This is a genomic window from Azospirillum sp. B510, assembly GCF_000010725.1.
GTDB classification, from domain to species: Bacteria; Pseudomonadota; Alphaproteobacteria; order Azospirillales; family Azospirillaceae; genus Azospirillum; species Azospirillum lipoferum_B.
Genome location: NC_013854.1, coordinates 1,705,313 through 1,721,515 on the forward strand (window position 1 = coordinate 1,705,313; position 16,203 = coordinate 1,721,515).

Annotated in this window: 13 protein-coding genes; 8 read left to right on the forward strand and 5 right to left on the reverse strand. The window is 67.6% G+C overall.

Annotated elements, in window-relative coordinates:
* Window positions 1–14 precede the first annotated feature (14 nt).
* Window positions 15–980: an AAA family ATPase gene (locus AZL_RS07830; RefSeq protein WP_042442792.1), complete on the reverse strand. Its 966-nt coding sequence runs from the start codon at window positions 978–980 to the stop codon at window positions 15–17.
* A gap of 290 nt (window positions 981–1,270) precedes the next feature.
* Here AZL_RS07830 and AZL_RS07835 point away from each other — a divergent pair, with 290 nt between their 5' ends.
* The 4 genes from AZL_RS07835 (at window position 1,271) to AZL_RS07850 (ending at window position 5,155) form a co-directional block, all read left to right on the forward strand.
* On the forward strand, window positions 1,271–1,891 hold the full coding sequence (locus AZL_RS07835; protein WP_247894169.1) for a DUF1285 domain-containing protein: 621 nt from the start codon (window positions 1,271–1,273) through the stop codon (window positions 1,889–1,891).
* Entirely contained in the window at window positions 1,888–2,598 is a 711-nt protein-coding gene (locus AZL_RS07840; RefSeq protein WP_148219253.1) for a CoA pyrophosphatase, read from the forward strand. The genes AZL_RS07835 and AZL_RS07840 overlap by 4 nt, the downstream gene beginning before the upstream one ends.
* 43 nt (window positions 2,599–2,641) lie before the next feature.
* The gene (locus AZL_RS07845) at window positions 2,642–3,901 is read left to right on the forward strand and encodes a CCA tRNA nucleotidyltransferase (protein ID WP_042442794.1); all 1,260 of its coding nucleotides are present in this window, start codon (window positions 2,642–2,644) and stop codon (window positions 3,899–3,901) included.
* Window positions 3,902–4,390: 489 nt separating this feature from the next.
* Window positions 4,391–5,155 carry an SDR family oxidoreductase gene (locus tag AZL_RS07850; protein ID WP_012974094.1) on the forward strand — a complete coding sequence of 255 codons (765 nt, stop codon included), beginning with the start codon at window positions 4,391–4,393 and terminating at the stop codon, window positions 5,153–5,155.
* A 76-nt stretch (window positions 5,156–5,231) separates the two neighbouring features.
* Here the strand turns inward: AZL_RS07850 and AZL_RS07855 are convergent, their stop codons facing one another.
* On the reverse strand, window positions 5,232–6,764 hold the full coding sequence (locus tag AZL_RS07855) for a Ppx/GppA family phosphatase (RefSeq protein WP_042442796.1): 1,533 nt from the start codon (window positions 6,762–6,764) through the stop codon (window positions 5,232–5,234).
* A 25-nt stretch (window positions 6,765–6,789) separates the two neighbouring features.
* Window positions 6,790–8,937, reverse strand: coding sequence for an RNA degradosome polyphosphate kinase (locus AZL_RS07860; RefSeq protein ID WP_012974096.1), 2,148 nt, complete (start codon window positions 8,935–8,937; stop codon window positions 6,790–6,792).
* A 193-nt stretch (window positions 8,938–9,130) separates the two neighbouring features.
* On the opposite strand from AZL_RS07860, the gene AZL_RS07865 reads away from it, so the two are divergent.
* From AZL_RS07865 to AZL_RS07880, 4 genes are all read left to right on the forward strand, one after another.
* Entirely contained in the window at window positions 9,131–9,649 is a 519-nt protein-coding gene (locus tag AZL_RS07865; protein WP_012974097.1) for a SixA phosphatase family protein, read from the forward strand.
* 82 nt (window positions 9,650–9,731) lie between these two features.
* Window positions 9,732–11,378: a CYTH and CHAD domain-containing protein gene (locus AZL_RS07870; RefSeq protein WP_063828220.1), complete on the forward strand. Its 1,647-nt coding sequence runs from the start codon at window positions 9,732–9,734 to the stop codon at window positions 11,376–11,378.
* 145 nt (window positions 11,379–11,523) lie between these two features.
* Window positions 11,524–14,391: an excinuclease ABC subunit UvrA gene (gene uvrA / locus AZL_RS07875; protein WP_012974099.1), complete on the forward strand. Its 2,868-nt coding sequence runs from the start codon at window positions 11,524–11,526 to the stop codon at window positions 14,389–14,391.
* A gap of 63 nt (window positions 14,392–14,454) precedes the next feature.
* Window positions 14,455–14,652, forward strand: coding sequence for a hypothetical protein (locus AZL_RS07880; protein ID WP_042443642.1), 198 nt, complete (start codon window positions 14,455–14,457; stop codon window positions 14,650–14,652).
* A gap of 129 nt (window positions 14,653–14,781) precedes the next feature.
* On the opposite strand, the gene AZL_RS07885 is transcribed toward AZL_RS07880, so the two are convergent.
* Together AZL_RS07885 and AZL_RS07890 are read right to left on the reverse strand one after the other, a co-directional pair.
* The gene (locus AZL_RS07885) at window positions 14,782–15,231 is read right to left on the reverse strand and encodes a single-stranded DNA-binding protein (protein ID WP_247894170.1); all 450 of its coding nucleotides are present in this window, start codon (window positions 15,229–15,231) and stop codon (window positions 14,782–14,784) included.
* Between the two features lie 392 nt (window positions 15,232–15,623).
* Window positions 15,624–16,052 carry a response regulator gene (locus tag AZL_RS07890; RefSeq protein WP_012974101.1) on the reverse strand — a complete coding sequence of 143 codons (429 nt, stop codon included), beginning with the start codon at window positions 16,050–16,052 and terminating at the stop codon, window positions 15,624–15,626.
* Between the last annotated feature and the right edge of the window lie 151 nt (window positions 16,053–16,203).

Consider the following 16,203-nt stretch of genomic DNA (forward strand, 5'->3'; position numbering starts at 1 on the left):
CTCCGATCCGGTGATCACAGCAGAGGCGCGCAAAGGCGGTCGATGACGTCGTCCAGCGTCACCCCGTCGGCCCGCGCGGCGAAATTCAACGCCATGCGGTGCTTGAGGATCGGCTTGGCCAGCGCGACCACGTCGTCCAGCGACGGCGACAGCCGGCCATCCAGCACGGCGCGGGCGCGGGCGGCCAGCATCAGCGCCTGGCTGGCGCGCGGGCCGGGTCCCCAGGCGACATGCTGGCGCACCTCCATCAGCTCCGAGCTTTCCGGACGCCCGCGGCGGACGAGGTCGAGGATGCCGTCGACCACCCCTTCGCCGACCGGCACCCGGCGGACCAGCCGCTGGGCGGCCTGGAGGTCGGCGGCGGACAGCACGGTCACCGCCCGCTCGTCGGTCGAACCGGTGGTGGCGATCATCATCCGCCGTTCCGCCTCGCGATCGGGATAATCGACGTCGACCTGCATCAGGAAGCGGTCGAGCTGGGCTTCCGGCAGCGGATAGGTTCCCTCCTGCTCCAGCGGATTCTGGGTGGCGAGGACATGGAAGGGCTGGGGCAGGGGATGATACTGGCCGGCGACCGACACCCGGTGCTCCTGCATCGCCTGCAACAGGGCCGACTGGGTGCGCGGGCTGGCGCGGTTGATCTCGTCGGCCATCAGCAGCTGGCTGAACACCGGGCCGGGGAGAAAGCGGAAGGAGCGGCGGCCGTTCTCCCCCTCCTCCAGCACCTCGGACCCCAGGATGTCGGCGGGCATCAGGTCGGGCGTGCATTGGATCCGCTTTTCAGCGAGGCCGAGCACGATGCCCAGCGTCTCCACCAGCCGGGTCTTGGCGAGGCCGGGGACACCGATCAGCAGGACATGGCCGCCGGCCAGCAACGTCACCAGCGTGCGGTCGATCACCTCCTGCTGGCCGAAGATCACGCGGCCGATGCGGTCGCGGACCGAGGCGAGGCGGTCGCCCAGCGCCTCGATCTCCTCCATCAGCCGTTGCGGATCCTCCGGTACTGGCGGCTGCCCCCTCAGGATGTCCTGTGCGCTCAAGGTCTGCTGCTCCCCGGTGGTGGCCGGCCGATGAGGGCCGGTCGGTGCTGTGGTCGCGGGCCTCCGCGACAGGATACCCGCGACATCGGACACGGGATCCTCATGGTTGGCCCTGTTCCCGCGCGTTGTCGACACCCATTTTCCGAATCCCGCCGCCTTGCCGGCCGCCGGATGGTTGGGCGCAGGAACCAACAGGGTGGATCTTGCGGCCGAGTGTGGCGAAAATGCGCATGTCAGGGGACGAAACCGGTCCCAACTCCATGAAGGTCGGTGACGTGATGGCGAATGACAAGCGCCCGGATGGGCAAACGGCGTCGAAGGCTGGGGCGGGGGCGGAGCTGCCGGCGGCGCTCGGCCGGATGCCGACGCTGGAGCAGTACGACATCCGCATTGCGCGCGACGGCAGCTGGTTCCACAATGGCGATCCGATCCGCCGGATCGAACTGGCGAAGCTGTTCTCCACCGTCCTGAAGCGCGACGATGACGGCGATTACTGGCTGATCACACCGGTCGAGCGCGGCAAGATCACCGTGGAGGACGCGCCCTTCGTCGCGGTGGAGATGACGGTGGCGGGCAGTGGGGCCGATCAGGTCCTGTCCTTCCGCACCAATCTCGATCATCGGGTGGAGGCCGGCCCCGAACATCCGATCCGCGTCGCCGTGAACCCTGAAACCGGGGAGCCGGCGCCCTACATCGAAATCAGAAGCCGGCTGGAAGCGCGTATCCTGCGTCCCGTGTTCTACGACATGGTGGAGCGGGCGGAAACGCGCCGCACCGAAACCGGCGAGTCCGAGGTGGGTCTATGGAGCAACAAGGTCTTCTTCGCGCTGGGCAGGCTGCCTGGGGAGTGAGCCTGGAGGAGGTGCGCCGGCGCTTCCCGACGCTGGGCGCCGACGCGGCGGTCGAGAACGCGGTGCGGCCCAACAGGCTGGCGCCCAGGCATCCGGCCGAGCTTTCGGGCAAAATCCGCGGCGATCATGACCTGAACCCGGACATGGGGCCGCCGTCGGCCCTGCGCGAGGCGGCGGTGCTGGTGCCGCTGGTCGACCGGCCGGAGGAGCTGACCGTCATCTTCACCCAACGCACCGCGACGCTGAGCGCCCATGCCGGCCAGATCAGCTTCCCCGGCGGCCGGATGGAGCCGGAGGATTCCGGCCCGGAGGAGACCGCGCTCCGCGAGACGGCGGAGGAGATCGGGCTGGAGCGCGGCCGGATCGAGATCGTCGGCCGGCTCGACACCTATGTCACGCGCACCGGCTTCCGGGTGACCCCGGTGGTGGGGGTGGTGACGCCGCCCTTCATCCTGACCCCCGACCCGACCGAGGTGGCGGAGGTGTTCGAGGTGCCGCTGTCCTTCATCCTCGACCCGTCCAACCCGCAGCGCCACAGCCGCGAGTTCCTGGGGAAGCCGCGCTGGTTCTACGCCTTCCCCTATCCGCAGCGCTACATCTGGGGGGCTACCGCCGGCATGCTGGTGAATTTGCGCGACGTGCTGGGCGCCACCGGCGACGGCGAAACAGGGCGGAGTGCGGGGGCGGAGCCGAGTTTGACGGAATGACTTTGATGGAATGGGGGGCGGGAATCGGATAGCGTCGCCCGCCATGACCGTCGCCGCCCGCCTGTCGCCCCAACCCTGGATGACCGCGCCCGAAAGCCGGGCCTTGTTCGATGCGCTGGCGTCGGGCGGCGCCGATGCGCGCTTCGTCGGCGGCTGCGTGCGTGACGCGTGGCTGGGCCGCCCGGTGAAGGACATCGACATCGCCACCCATGCCCCGCCCGAACGGGTGATGGAGCTGCTGGAGGCGGAAGGGATCCGCGTCATCCCGACCGGACTGGCCCATGGCACCGTAACCGCGCTGTGCGGCGGCAAGCCCTATGAGATCACCACGCTCCGCCGCGATGTCGAGAGTTTCGGCCGCCATGCCCGCGTCGAGTTCACCGATGACTGGATCGAGGACGCCGCCCGCCGTGACCTGACGATGAACGCCATGAGCTGCACGCCCGACGGCGACCTGTTCGACCCGTTCGGCGGTCTGGCCGACCTCGCCGCCGGCCGCGTCCGTTTCGTCGGTGAAGCCCGGCGGCGGATCGCGGAGGATGTGCTGCGCCTGCTGCGCTTCTTCCGCTTCCATGCCCATTACGGCCGGGGCGATCCCGATGCCGAGGCGCTGGCCGCCTGCCGCGACTTGGCGCCGCGCCTGCCCACCCTGTCGGGCGAGCGGGTGAGGGGGGAATTGCTCCGCCTGCTGACCGCTCCATGCGCCGCGGCGGTCTGGCGGCTGATGATGGGGCAGGGGATCATGGTCCATCTGTTGCCGGAAGCGATGGACACCGACCGGCTGGAGCGGCTGATCACGGTGGAGCGCGATCTGGGAGAGACGCCCGATCCGATCCGACGGCTGGCCACCACGCTGGACGGCGACCGGCCCGGTGCGCAGAAGGCCGCCGAGGCGTTGCGCCTGTCCAACCATGAGCGTGACCGCCTGCTGGCCCTGGTCGAGCCGCCGGTGGCGCTGGCGCCCTGCGAAGAGCGCAAATCCCTGCGACAGGCGCTCTACCGCGTCGGCGACGCCGGGCTGTATGGCGACCTGCTGCTGATCGCCGCCGCCCGCCATGACGGGCCGCTGGAGCTGATGGCGCTGCGCGGGGCTCTCGCGGTCGCCGGCGATCTGCCGGGGCTGCGGCTGCCCATCGCCGGCCGCGACCTGCTGGAGCTCGATCTGCCGCGCGGCCCGGCGGTCGGCGCGGCGCTGAAACGCGTCGAGGCGTGGTGGATCGCCGAGGATTTCCGGCCGACACGCGACGCCTGCCTGGAGATGGCGCGGGCGGTCGCCGGTCAGGCGTCAGGCCGTTCTGCATAGCGGCGGCATTTAGTCAAGTTATGAACGCAGCATTGCAGCGGCAATTTATCATATTTTCCAAGTGAGAATTTTCGGCGAGTAATTGGCAATTCACTGCTCGCTCTGACTTCCGCAAAAAACACGATTGGCTATAAATAAGTCCGGGTTCACCGATGAAAAGCCCGACATTTCCGCTTTGATAGGAGCTAGACGATGCGCCAAATAATCGCGTTTTTGATCCTGCTTTTGCAGATGATCAACTTATTTATCGACTGACAGAAAATATGACTAATTGATTGCGCCAAGGCACGAAGCCTTGGCGCGACTTTTCTCTAAATAGATTATATCCACTATGAGGGACATAAAACACATAAGTTAGGTTATGGAAATTATTGTCGCCATCGGGTAGGGCGGTTGGCGAATTCGAAAGCAAGAACCGGATAGCCTGGCCATGGCCGCATCCACAAGTCTCGCGCCGTTCATCCCAACCGACAATGACGGAGATTGGCAATGAGACAGCTCGATGGAAAGACCGCGATCATCACCGGCGCCAGTTCCGGGATCGGGTTCGAGGCGGCGCGGCTGTTCGCCGAACATGGCGCGAAACTCGTGCTCGTGGCGCGGCGGCACGACGAGTTGGCGCGCCTGGCCGAGGAGATCAGAGGCCAAGGCGGCGCTGCCGTCGTCGTCGCCGGCAGCGTATCGGATGCGGCGGTCGCCGCCGATGCCGTCCGGGCGGCGGAGCGGCATTTCGGCGGCCTCGACATCGCCTTCAACAATGCCGGCATCACCGGCGCCCAGCGTCCCGTCACCGAAATGACGGCCCGGATGTGGCAGGACGTGATCGGCACCAACCTGACCAGCGCCTTCCATGCCGCCAAGCACCAGATTCCGGCGATGCTGGCCCGTGGCGGCGGATCGCTGATCTTCACCTCGAGCTTTGTCGGCCACACCGTCGGCTTTCCCGGAATGGCGGCCTATGCCGCCAGCAAGGCCGGGCTCATCGGTCTTGTGAAGGTGATCGCGGCGGAATACGGCCCGCAGGGCATCCGGGCCAACGCCCTGCTGCCGGGCGGCACCGACACGCCGATGGGGCGTGCCGTGTCGAACACGCCGGAATCCCTGGCCTTCGTCCAGGGGCTCCACGCGTTGAAACGCCTCGCCACCCCGCGGGAGATCGCGCAATCGGCGCTTTATCTGGCGTCCGACGCGTCCAGCTTCACCACCGGAACCGCGCTGCTGGCCGATGGCGGCGTGTCGATCACCAGGACATAAGGCGAATTGAAGGGAGTAGCAGGGACCGCCCGCTACCGGCAGGCGGTCCAATTTCCCCTCATCCGCTCTTCCCTTGTCACGCCGCTTGGGGCCGCAGCGGCTGGACCACGTCGCCCTTGAGGTTCATCGCCTTGGCGAGCGCGTCGATTCGACGCTGGACCGCTTCGCCGGCCGGGACGCTGCCGTCGTCGGGCAGGGTCAGCACGATGCGGCCGTCGACGACCTTCAGGCTGGTCCGCTCCAGCAGCACCGTGGCACCGCCGGACAGCGTATGGGCAAGGCGGAGAGCCAAGCCCAACACCAGCGCCTTCATCCCCTGCCCTTCGGTCACCAGCGACCGGATCTCCGTGGTCAAGGGCACGTCGATGGTCCCGGCATAGCGGGCATGGGCGGTGAGCGCCAGGAAGGCGCGCTCGTCATGGTCCAACGCCGGGAACGGATAGCGCAGGACGCGCTGGAAGGCATGCTCGGCGCGATAGTCGGGATGGTCGGCCCAGCCGACATCGCTCAGCAGGCAGGCGGCATGGCGCAGGCGGATGGCGTTGTCGTCCTCGCCCGCGAACAGCCCGGCGGTCCAGGACATCAACAGCGCCGGGTCGCCCATCCTGACGAAATGGCTGGCCCAGTCGGCGGCCGAGGCGATCAGCGGATCGGCGCGCCGACCCTCCGGCGACAGCAGCGAATAGAGATGGCCCTCGCGCAGCCCATAGGCGGAGAAGACCAGTTTCGACGGCTGGGCGACCCGAAGCAGCCGTTCCAGCACCAGCCCGGCGAAGGGCAGCGTGTCGAGCCGGCGGCGCGACCCCGCCATCTTCTCCAGCGACGACCGGCCCTGGCGGCTGATCAGGCCGGAGAACTCCCGCGCGTCGGCGGTCGGGATCATGTAATGGTGGATGATGTGCAGCGGGTGGCCGGACTGCTCCATATGCAGCTTGGCGATGGCGCGCCAGCTTCCGCCGACCGGGTAGAAGGGCCGCCCCTTCATCTCCGCCAGCCAGGGCAGCGCTTCGAGATGCTGGTCGATCAGCTTGATCGGCCCGCCCTTGGCCGAGCCGACCTCCATCAGCCGCAGCGGGCCGAGCGGCATCGTCACCTGTTTGCCGATCACCCCGCGGTCGAGCGTCACCAGCTCCAGGCTGCCGCCGCCGAGATCGCCGACCAGCCCGTCGGCGCCGGGGGTGCCGGACAGCACGCCCATCGCCGACAGCCGCGCCTCCTCCTCGCCGCTGATGACGCGGACGGTCAGGCCGGCACGGCGGCGGATCGCCTCGACGAAGGCGCCGCCGTCGCGGGCATCGCGGACGGCGGCGGTGGCGATCACGTCGAGCCGGCCGACGCGCATGCCCTGCGCCAGCGTGGCGAAGCGTTCCAGCGCCACCAGCCCCTGGGCGACGCCGTCGGGGTTCAGTTGGCCGGCCTTCTCCACGCCACGGCCCAGGCCGCACAGCACCTTCTCGTTGAACAGGGCGAGCGGCGACCGGGTCAACCCATCATAGACGACCAGACGGATTGAATTCGACCCGATGTCGATCACGCCGACGCGCTCGGCGGGGCTCCCCGATGTGGAACGATCGCCAAGACCCGCGGCGGCGCGACTTTCGTTACTCATACTCATCGACTCCCGTCACCCGTCCTCAAGACACCGTGTGCAGCATCAGCCGCGGCGGTGTGCGCTTGTTGCTGAGCGCGCTGCCACGGCCGGACAGGCTGGGGTTGGTCATGAAGTAGTTATGGGCGCTGAAGGCGTCCGGGCCAGCCTGGACGCGATGGTACACGCCATCGGGGCCGAGCTTCCAGGTGCTTGCGTCGTCCTTCATGTTGGCGACCATGATCTGGTCGAGCACCTGTTCATGGACCGTCGGATTCTCGATGGGAACCAGCGTTTCGATGCGGCGATCCAGGTTGCGGGTCATCCAGTCGGCCGAGGAGATGAAGATCTTGGCCTGGGTGCTCGGCAGGCCATGGCCGTTGCCGAAGCAGATGACGCGGCCGTGTTCCAGGAAGCGGCCGACGATGCTGCGCACCCGGATATTCTCCGACAACCCCTTGACCCCGGGCCGCAGGCAGCAGATGCCGCGGATGATCATGTCGATCTGAACGCCGGCCTGCGACGCCTTGTACAGCTTGTCGATGATCACCGGATCGACCAGCGAGTTCAGCTTCACCCAGATCGCCGCCGGACGGCCGGCGGCGGCATGGGCGATCTCCGCCTCGATCAGGTCGGACAGGCGCTGGCGCAGCGTGATCGGCGCGATGGCGATCTTCTCCAGCACCTTCGGCGTGGCGTAGCCGGTCATGAAGTTGAACATCACGGCGGCGTCGTGGCACAGCGCCGGGTCGCAGGTGAAGAAGGACAGGTCGGTGTAGATCTTGGCGGTGATCGGGTGATAGTTGCCCGTCCCGAAATGGACGTAGCTGCGCAGCGCCTTCTTCTCGCGCCGCACCACCAGCGACACCTTGGCGTGGGTCTTCAGATCGACGAAGCCGTAGACCACCTGGGCGCCGGCGCGTTCCAGGTCGCGGGCCCAGCGGATGTTCGCCTCCTCGTCGAAGCGCGCCTTCAGCTCGACCAGCGCCGTCACCGACTTGCCGGCCTCCGCCGCCTCGATCAGGGCGGCGACGATCGGGCTGTCCTTGCTGGTGCGGTAGAGCGTCTGCTTGATGGCGACGACCTGCGGGTCGCGGGCCGCCTGACGGATGAACTGCACCACCACGTCGAAGGATTCGTAGGGGTGGTGGACGACGATGTCCTTGTGGCGGATCGCCGCGAAGCAGTCGCCGCCGAAATCGCGGATCCGCTCCGGGAAGCGGGCGTTGAAGGGGCGGAAGACCAGATCGGGACGCTCGTCGACGATCAGCTGCTTGGTGTCGGTCAGGCCGATCAGCCCGTCGAGGACGAAGACGTCGTCCGACGCCACGTTCAGCTCATGGCGCAGGAATTCGCGCAGGTCGGTCGCCATCCCGGTGTCGGTGGCGAGCCGGATGACGCTGCCGCGGCGCCGCCGCTTCAGGGCGCTTTCGAAGGTGCGGACGAGGTCTTCCGCCTCTTCCTCGATTTCGATCTCGCTGTCGCGCAGCACGCGGAAGACGCCATGCGCCTTGACCTGGAACGGAGGGAACAGGCGGTCGATGAACTGCATCACCGCCTTTTCCAGTTGGATGAAGCGGATGTCCGAGCCGGGCAGGCGCAGGAACCGCTCCAATTGCGAGGGCAGCGGCACCAGCGCGTCGATGTGCCGGCCCTTGACCGGATCGTGCAGCTGAAGCGCCACGGAGAAGCCCAGATTGGGCAGGAACGGGAAGGGGTGGGCGGGATCGACGGCGATCGGCGTCAGGATCGGGAAGATGTCGTCGAGGAACTTGGCTTCCAGCCAGTCCATCTCGCCATCGCTGAGGTCGGCGGGCTCGACCACCGAGATGCCGGCCTCGTGCAGTTCGCCCTTCAGCGAGCGCCACATCGCCTGCTGGCTGTCCATCAGCGCGGCGATGCGCTGCTTGACCGCCGCCAGCTGCTGGGCCGGCGTCAGGTTTTCCGGACTCGGCGCCTTGACCCCGGCGGCCACCTGCCCTTTCAGGCCGGCGACGCGGACCATGTAAAATTCATCGAGGTTGCTGGCGGAGATCGACAGGAAGCGCAGCCGCTCCAACAGGGGATGGTGCGGATTGGCCGCCTCGTCCAGGACGCGCTGGTTGAAGGCCAGCCAGGACAGCTCCCGATTGATGAAGCGTTCCGGAGCGCTTGGCTCGATACAGACCGAATCGAGATCCTGGAGATTCGTCACGTCAACCTCTGAAAGCTTGGAACCCTGCCCGCCTGCCCGCGCTTGGGCGGCACCGACGTTCAGTATATGGTGGGCGTACAGGTTATCCCATCTGCGTTACGATTTCAGGACTCCCTTTGGCCGAAAGCCGTTCCGTCGGCCAGCCCCACCCGTTCCCGCCCCTCCCCCCTCCTTGATTCGGCCGAATCCCGCCATGAAGACGCTGTTCCTGCTGCGCCACGCCAAGTCCTCCTGGGACGATCCGTCGCTGGCCGACCATGACCGTCCGCTGAATGCCCGCGGGGAGAAGGCGGCCACGCTGGTCGGCGCCTATCTGGGCCGGCATCACGCCCATATCGACCTCGTCCTGTGTTCCACCGCCTTGCGGGCGGTGGAGACCCGCAAGCGGGTGATGACGGCCATCGGCACGCCCTACCCGCCGGTCGAACATGAGCGCGGCCTTTATCTGTGCGGCGCCCGCACGCTGCTGGGGCGGTTGCGCGACGCGCCGGATTCGGCGACCGGGCTGATGCTGGTGGCGCACAACCCGGACCTGCATGAGCTGGCCAACGCCCTGACCGGCAGCGGCGACCAGGGCCTGCGCCACGCGCTGGCCGACAAATTCCCGACCGGCGCCTGCGCCGTGATGGTCTTCGAAACCCTGCATTGGGCCGAGCTGGAGCTGGGCGCCGGGCGGCTGGCGGATTTTGTGCAGCCGCGCAATCTCTCTTAACCTCCGGCGGCGGTTGGGGTATCCACGGATCGACCTGATTCATTCCAGGCCGTTCCGGCCGGATTCGGGAGGATGCCGACCCTTGACCCCCGTCAGCCCCACGGCGCCCCCAGCGGCGACACCGTCCGCCAGCCCGTCTTCCGGCCTCGACGCGCAGCAATCCTCCCCCTCCGCCTTCCGCGAGGTCGAGCTGAAGCTGCACGCGGCTCCGGCGGATCTGGCGCGGGTCGCATCGCTGCCGGGTCTGCTGGCGCTGGCCGATGGTCCACCGGTGACGCAAAGGCTGCGCACCGCCTATTTCGACACGCCCGACCTGAAGCTGGCCGCCAACGGGGTGGCGCTGCGCGTGCGGCGGGAGGGCGACCGCTTCGTCCAGACCTTGAAGACCGTCAACAGCGCCAGCCCCGGCGACTCCGCCGCCGTCGCGGTGCGGCGGGAATGGGACTGGGCCGTCGCGGGGGAGGCGGTGGATGTCGGCGTGCTGGGCGACGCCAGCGTCGCCGGGCTGGTCCCGGCGGCGGCGCTCGACGCGCTGGACTGCCTGTTCGTCACCGATTTCCGCCGCACCACCCTGATGCTGCGTCCCGACCCGCTGACCGCGGTCGAGCTGGCGGTTGACGACGGCGGCAGCTATGCCGGCGGCAGGTCCCTGCCGATCAGCGAGGTGGAGCTGGAACTGAAGGCCGGGAAGGTCGCCAGCCTGTTCGATCTGGCGCTGACCCTGCAAGCGGCCATCCCCATGCGCATCGGAACCGAGAGCAAGGCGGAGGCCGGGCTGCGGCTGGTCACCGGCAAGGCGCCGGGTCCGGTCGAGGCCGAGCCGCTCGGCCTGTCGCCGCTGACCACGGCGGCGGAGGCCTACCGCCACATCCTGCGCCAGGCATTGCGCCATTTCCTCGCCAACGAGGCCTGCGCGCTGGCCGGACGCGATGTCGAGGGGTTGCACCGCATGCGCGTCGCGCTGCGCCGGCTGCGCACCGCGCATCGTCTGTTCGCGCCGCTGATCGCGGCACCCGAGGCCGACCGGCTGGTCGAGGAGAGCCGAGCGCTCGCCAAGCATCTCGGCCCGGCCCGCGGCTGGGACGTGCTGATGTCCGGCGTCATCGATCCGCTTCTCGCCGAGTCCGCCGCGACCTCTTCCGGCGCGGCGGCCGCCATCGACCGCGTGGCTTTGGAGCGGCTGGCCACCCTCGCCCGGACGGCGGGAGCCGGGCCGGCGCGGGAGGCGGTGGCGGCGATCCTGGCGCCCGGCTGCACCAGTATGATCCTGGCGCTGGCCGCGTGGCTGGAGCATGGCCGCTGGATGTCGGAGGCGGAGGGGGACCGGCGCACCGCGCTGTCGGCCCCGGTGACGAGCGTCGCCGGCGGCTGGCTGTCCGAACGGCTGGCGAAGCTCGGCAAGCCGGTGAAGGCGCCGGAGGACGCCAAGGGCCGCGACAAGCTGCGCCGCCGGCTGCGCATGCTGCGTTACACCGCCGATTTCTTCCGCGGGCTTTATCCGGAGGCCGCCACCCTGCCCTTCTTCGCCGCGCTGGAGCCGCTGCAAGCGGCACTCGACGCCGATCAGGACGCCGTCACCAGCGCCCGCATGCTCGGCGCTTTGGGCGGAGCCGATCCGAAGACCGTCGCCGCCGCCGCCGCCTGGATCGACCGCCAGTCCGACAAGCGGCGCAAGGCGCTGCCGGAGCTGTTGAAGCGCTTCCGCGCGGTTCCACCCTTCTGGGCATGACCGGCCAGCACCGGGTGGCGCTGGCAACGGAAGCGGACAGCCATATATCGTCTGCCGGCCGCCGGCTCCGCTGGCGATTATTCATCCTGCGTCGCGGCGCCTTGCCGCTTTTCATCCGGATCGGCTTCGGGTAAAAGAACACACCATGAACAAATTCATCAGCGTCCGCGGCGCGCGGGAACACAATCTAAAGAACGTCGACGTGGATCTGCCGCGCGACGAGCTGATCGTCATCACCGGCCTGTCGGGATCGGGCAAGTCGTCGCTGGCCTTCGACACCATCTACGCCGAGGGGCAGCGCCGCTATGTCGAGAGCCTGTCGGCCTATGCGCGCCAGTTCCTGGAACTGATGCAGAAGCCGGACGTCGATTCGATCGAGGGGCTGTCGCCGGCCATCTCCATCGAACAGAAGACGACCTCGAAGAACCCGCGCTCCACCGTCGGCACGGTGACGGAGATCTACGACTACATGCGCCTGTTGTGGGCGCGGGTCGGCATCCCCTATTCGCCGGCCACCGGCCTGCCGATCGAAAGCCAGACGGTCAGCCAAATGGTCGACCGGATCATGGCGATGCCGGAGGGCACGCGCCTGCTGCTGCTGGCGCCCTTCGTCCGCGGCCGCAAGGGCGAGTACAAGAAGGAAATCCAGGACCTGCGCAAGCGCGGTTTCCAGCGCGTGCGGGTCGATGGAACCATGTACGAGATCGACGAGGTGCCGGCGCTCAACAAGAAGCTGAAGCACGATATCGAGGTGGTGGTTGACCGCATCGTCGTGCGCGAGGGGTTGGGCAACCGTCTGGCCGATTCTCTGGAGACGGCGCTGGGGCTGGCCGACGGCATCGTCTGGGTCGAGAATGCCGAGACCAACGAGCAGACCGTCTTCTCGCAGAAATTCGCCTGCCCGGTCAGCGGTTTCACCATTCCGGAGATCGAACCGCGGCTGTTCTCCTTCAACAACCCGTTCGGCGCCTGCCCGGCCTGCGACGGGCTGGGCAGCAAGATCTATTTCGACCCGATGCTGGTGGTCCCGGACGAGCGTCTGCCGCTGTCCAAGGGCGCCATCGCGCCGTGGGCGGCATCGACCTCCAAATATTACGACCAGACGCTGGAGAGCATCTGTGACCATTTCGGCGTGGCGATGACCACGCCCTGGCAGGATCTGCCGGATCAGGTGCGCCAGACCATCCTGTATGGCTCGGGCGGCTCGGCGATCACCATGACCTATGACGACGGGCTGCGGCGCTACCAGACCAGCAAGCCGTTCGAGGGCATCGTCAACAATCTGGAACGGCGCTTCCGCGAGACCGATAGCGCCTGGACCCGCGACGAGCTGTCGAAATTCCAGTCCTCCCAGCCCTGCGAGGTCTGCAAGGGGGCGCGGCTGAAGCCGGAAGCCCTGGCGGTCAAGATCCGCGGCCGCAACATCTCCGAGGCGGCGGAACTGTCGATCGCCGGCGCCGGCGCCTGGTTCAGCGAGCTGAACGAGCATCTGCGTCCGAAGGACCGCGAGATCGCCTATCGCATCCTGAAGGAGATCAACGAGCGCCTCGGCTTCCTCAACGCCGTCGGTCTTGAGTATCTGACGCTCAGCCGCGGGTCGGGCACCCTGTCCGGCGGCGAGAGCCAACGGATCCGGCTGGCCTCGCAGATCGGTTCCGGCCTGACCGGTGTTCTCTATGTGCTGGACGAGCCGTCCATCGGCCTGCACCAGCGCGACAATGACCGGCTGCTGGAAACGCTGAAGCGCCTGCGCGACATCGGCAATACCGTCGTCGTCGTCGAGCATGACGAGGACGCCATCCGCAGTGCCGACTATCTGGTCGACATGGGCCCCGGCGCCGGCCAGCATGGCGGCACCGTCATCGCCCAGGGCAGGCCGGAGGAGGTCCAGAAGAATCCCGACAGCATCACCGCCCAATATCTGAACGGCACCCGCTTCGTGCCCGTCCCCGACACCCGCCGGCCCGGCCATCCCGGCCAGTTCCTCGAGGTCCAGGGCGCCCGCGCCAACAATCTGCGCAACGTCTCGGCCAGGATCCCGCTCGGCACCTTCACCTGCGTCACCGGCGTATCGGGCGGCGGCAAGTCGACGCTGATCATCGAGACGCTGTACAAGGCGGTGGCGCGCAAGCTGATGGGTGCCCGCGAGCATCCGGCCGAGCATGACGCGGTGCTGGGGCTGGAGCATCTCGACAAGGTGATCGACATCGACCAATCGCCGATCGGCCGCACCCCGCGCTCGAATCCGGCGACCTACACCGGCGCCTTCACCCCGATGCGCGACTGGTTCGCCGGCCTGCCGGAAGCCAAGGCGCGCGGCTATGGTCCCGGTCGATTCTCCTTCAACGTCAAAGGCGGGCGTTGCGAGGCCTGTCAGGGCGACGGCGTCATCAAGATCGAGATGCACTTCCTGCCCGACGTCTATGTCACCTGCGACGTCTGCCACGGCAAGCGCTACAACCGCGAGACGCTGGAGGTCACCTACCGCGACAAGACCATCGCCGACGTGCTCGACATGACGGTCGAGGAGGGCAAGGAGTTCTTCAAGGCGGTTCCCGGCATCCGCGACAAGCTGGACACGCTGGAGCGGGTCGGCCTCGGCTACATCCACATCGGGCAGGCGGCGACCACGCTTTCGGGCGGAGAGGCGCAGCGCGTCAAGCTGTCCAAGGAGCTGAGCCGGCGCGCCACCGGGCGGACGCTCTATATCCTGGACGAGCCGACGACCGGCCTGCATTTCGCCGATGTCGAGAAGCTGCTGGAGGTGCTGCATGCGCTGGTCGACCAGGGCAACACGGTGCTGGTGATCGAACACAATCTGGAGGTCATCAAGACCGCCGACTGGATCATCGATCTCGGGCCGGAGGGCGGCACCGGCGGCGGCGAGATCGTCGCCGAAGGCACGCCGGAGGAGGTCGCGACGGTGGAGCGCAGCTATACCGGCCGCTATCTCGCGCCCTACCTGAAGGCGAAGCCCGCCGCGCGGAAGTCGGCCCCCCGAAAGAGGGCGTGAACAAACACCGGCCGCGCCATGTTCCCCTTGCGAAGTTTCTCAACCGCGAGGGGGATGAACGACATGAGCAAGACGCTTCTGACCGGCGTCGGGGCCGCCTTGGGTGCGGCCCTGCTGCTGGCCGCCTGCGGCTCCGACAAATCCACCACCAGCACGACGACGACGACCACCACCACTCCGGGCTACGGCTCGGGCGCCACGCCTTCCGCACCGGCCGGTTCCACCACCATCGAGCGCAGCACGACGACCAAAAGCGAGTGAGCGCTCGCTCGTTCTCGCTCTACCCTTCTCCTGAGCCCCCGCTTCAAGGCCGCGTCCTGTTCGGCGGCCTTGAAGCGGATTGCACAAGCCGAGGGAGCCTTCTTGCGCCCCTGAAATACCGACGGCTTGTCAGAACGGGATTTCGTCGTCGAGATCCTCGTGACGGGGCGGAGCGCCACCGCCGCCGCGGTTGCCACCAGACGAGCCGCCACCGTAGTTGCCGCCACCGCCATAGTTGCCACCGCTGCCACCGCCGCCGCCACGGGATTCGTAGCCGCCACCGCCGCCGCCATAGCTTCCGCCGCCGCCCTCTTCCCGGGCACCGCCGGTGAAGTCGATTTCAGCCACCCGCACCGACAGGCCGGCGCCACGGGTGCCGTCCCGCTTTTCATACTCGCGCAGGGTCACTTCACCCGACACGACGACGCTCTTGCCCTTGGTCAGGTGCGGCGCGAGCGACTCGGCCCGGCGGCCCCAGATCGAGCAATCGACCCACTGGGTCGTCTTGCGATCGCCGAAGCCGACATCGTTGGCGACGCGGAAACCAAGCACCTTCTCGCCGCTCTGGGTCGTGCGCAATTCGCCGTCCGCGCCCAGGCGTCCCGTAAACGTCCAAACATTCATCGCTCTTTACTCCTAAGCGCGAGTGTCCCAGCATCCTTGCCGACCCGTCAGGATGCCCGGCGGAGGCATCCAGATGCCGAGGGTTCCCATTCGCAGGGCCGGCTGTTCAAGGGCGACCGTCCCCCCGGTCCCGCGCAACGAAGCACGGGGGACCGACGCCGGTCAACCGCCGTCGGATATCCTCCGGCGATGCCGGGACAGGCGCACTCGCCCCACCGCCCCGGACCGGAACACTCCATGAACAAATATAGCAGCAAAGCGAGTCGGGGAAAACCGATTCCTTCGATGCGACGGAGTTGGGGGGTGTCGCGGGAATGGGGCGACGACCTTTCCCTTCCGGATGGCGGTCAGCGCAGGCGGCGTGCCGCGAGATCCAGGGCGACCTTCAGTTGGGTGCGCGAAAACGGCCTGTGCACCACGCCCAGCGGATAGGTCTCGGTGATGCGGGCCATGGTGGCGTGGTCGCAGTTGCCGGACAGGAAGATGGAGCGCAAGCCATGGTCCGAGTTCAGCCGCCGGGCCAAGGCGATGCCATCGCCCCCGCCGAAGCGCACGTCGGTCAGCGCCAGGTCCGGACGTTCCCGCAAGGCGAGATAGCCCGCATCCGCTTCGGTGCGGGCGATGCCGCACAGGGTATGGCCCAGATCCGCCACCAGGGCCGACAGCAGATCGGCGATGGTCTGGTCATGCTCGACCACGATCACCCGCAATGGCTGGTCGGCCGAACGGACGCGCTGGAGCAAATACGGCTTGGCATGGGAGTCGATCCTGAGCATGCGACCGACCTCGGGCTTTTTCCGGTTGAGCGCGGCAAGTAACAAATTTTCGCAAATTTATCACTACTGCTACGCTCTTTGTATTAGGACCCACCCGAATGCGCAAGATCGATCGTTCAGAATCTGACCTTTTGTGACAAGTGTGTCCCGG

What these genes read in the sequence shown, in the direction of transcription:
- uvrA (WP_012974099.1), top strand. Translation starts at nt 11,524, where the DNA reads ATGAACAAATTCATCAGCGTCCGCGGCGCGCGGGAACACAATCTAAAG.
- AZL_RS07865 (WP_012974097.1), top strand. Translation starts at nt 9,131, where the DNA reads ATGAAGACGCTGTTCCTGCTGCGCCACGCCAAGTCCTCCTGGGACGAT.
- AZL_RS07855 (WP_042442796.1), bottom strand. Translation starts at nt 6,764, where the DNA reads ATGAGTAACGAAAGTCGCGCCGCCGCGGGTCTTGGCGATCGTTCCACA.
- AZL_RS07850 (WP_012974094.1), top strand. Translation starts at nt 4,391, where the DNA reads ATGAGACAGCTCGATGGAAAGACCGCGATCATCACCGGCGCCAGTTCC.
- AZL_RS07890 (WP_012974101.1), bottom strand. Translation starts at nt 16,052, where the DNA reads ATGCTCAGGATCGACTCCCATGCCAAGCCGTATTTGCTCCAGCGCGTC.
- AZL_RS07835 (WP_247894169.1), top strand. Translation starts at nt 1,271, where the DNA reads ATGTCAGGGGACGAAACCGGTCCCAACTCCATGAAGGTCGGTGACGTG.
- AZL_RS07845 (WP_042442794.1), top strand. Translation starts at nt 2,642, where the DNA reads ATGACCGTCGCCGCCCGCCTGTCGCCCCAACCCTGGATGACCGCGCCC.
- AZL_RS07830 (WP_042442792.1), bottom strand. Translation starts at nt 980, where the DNA reads ATGGAGGAGATCGAGGCGCTGGGCGACCGCCTCGCCTCGGTCCGCGAC.
- AZL_RS07880 (WP_042443642.1), top strand. Translation starts at nt 14,455, where the DNA reads ATGAGCAAGACGCTTCTGACCGGCGTCGGGGCCGCCTTGGGTGCGGCC.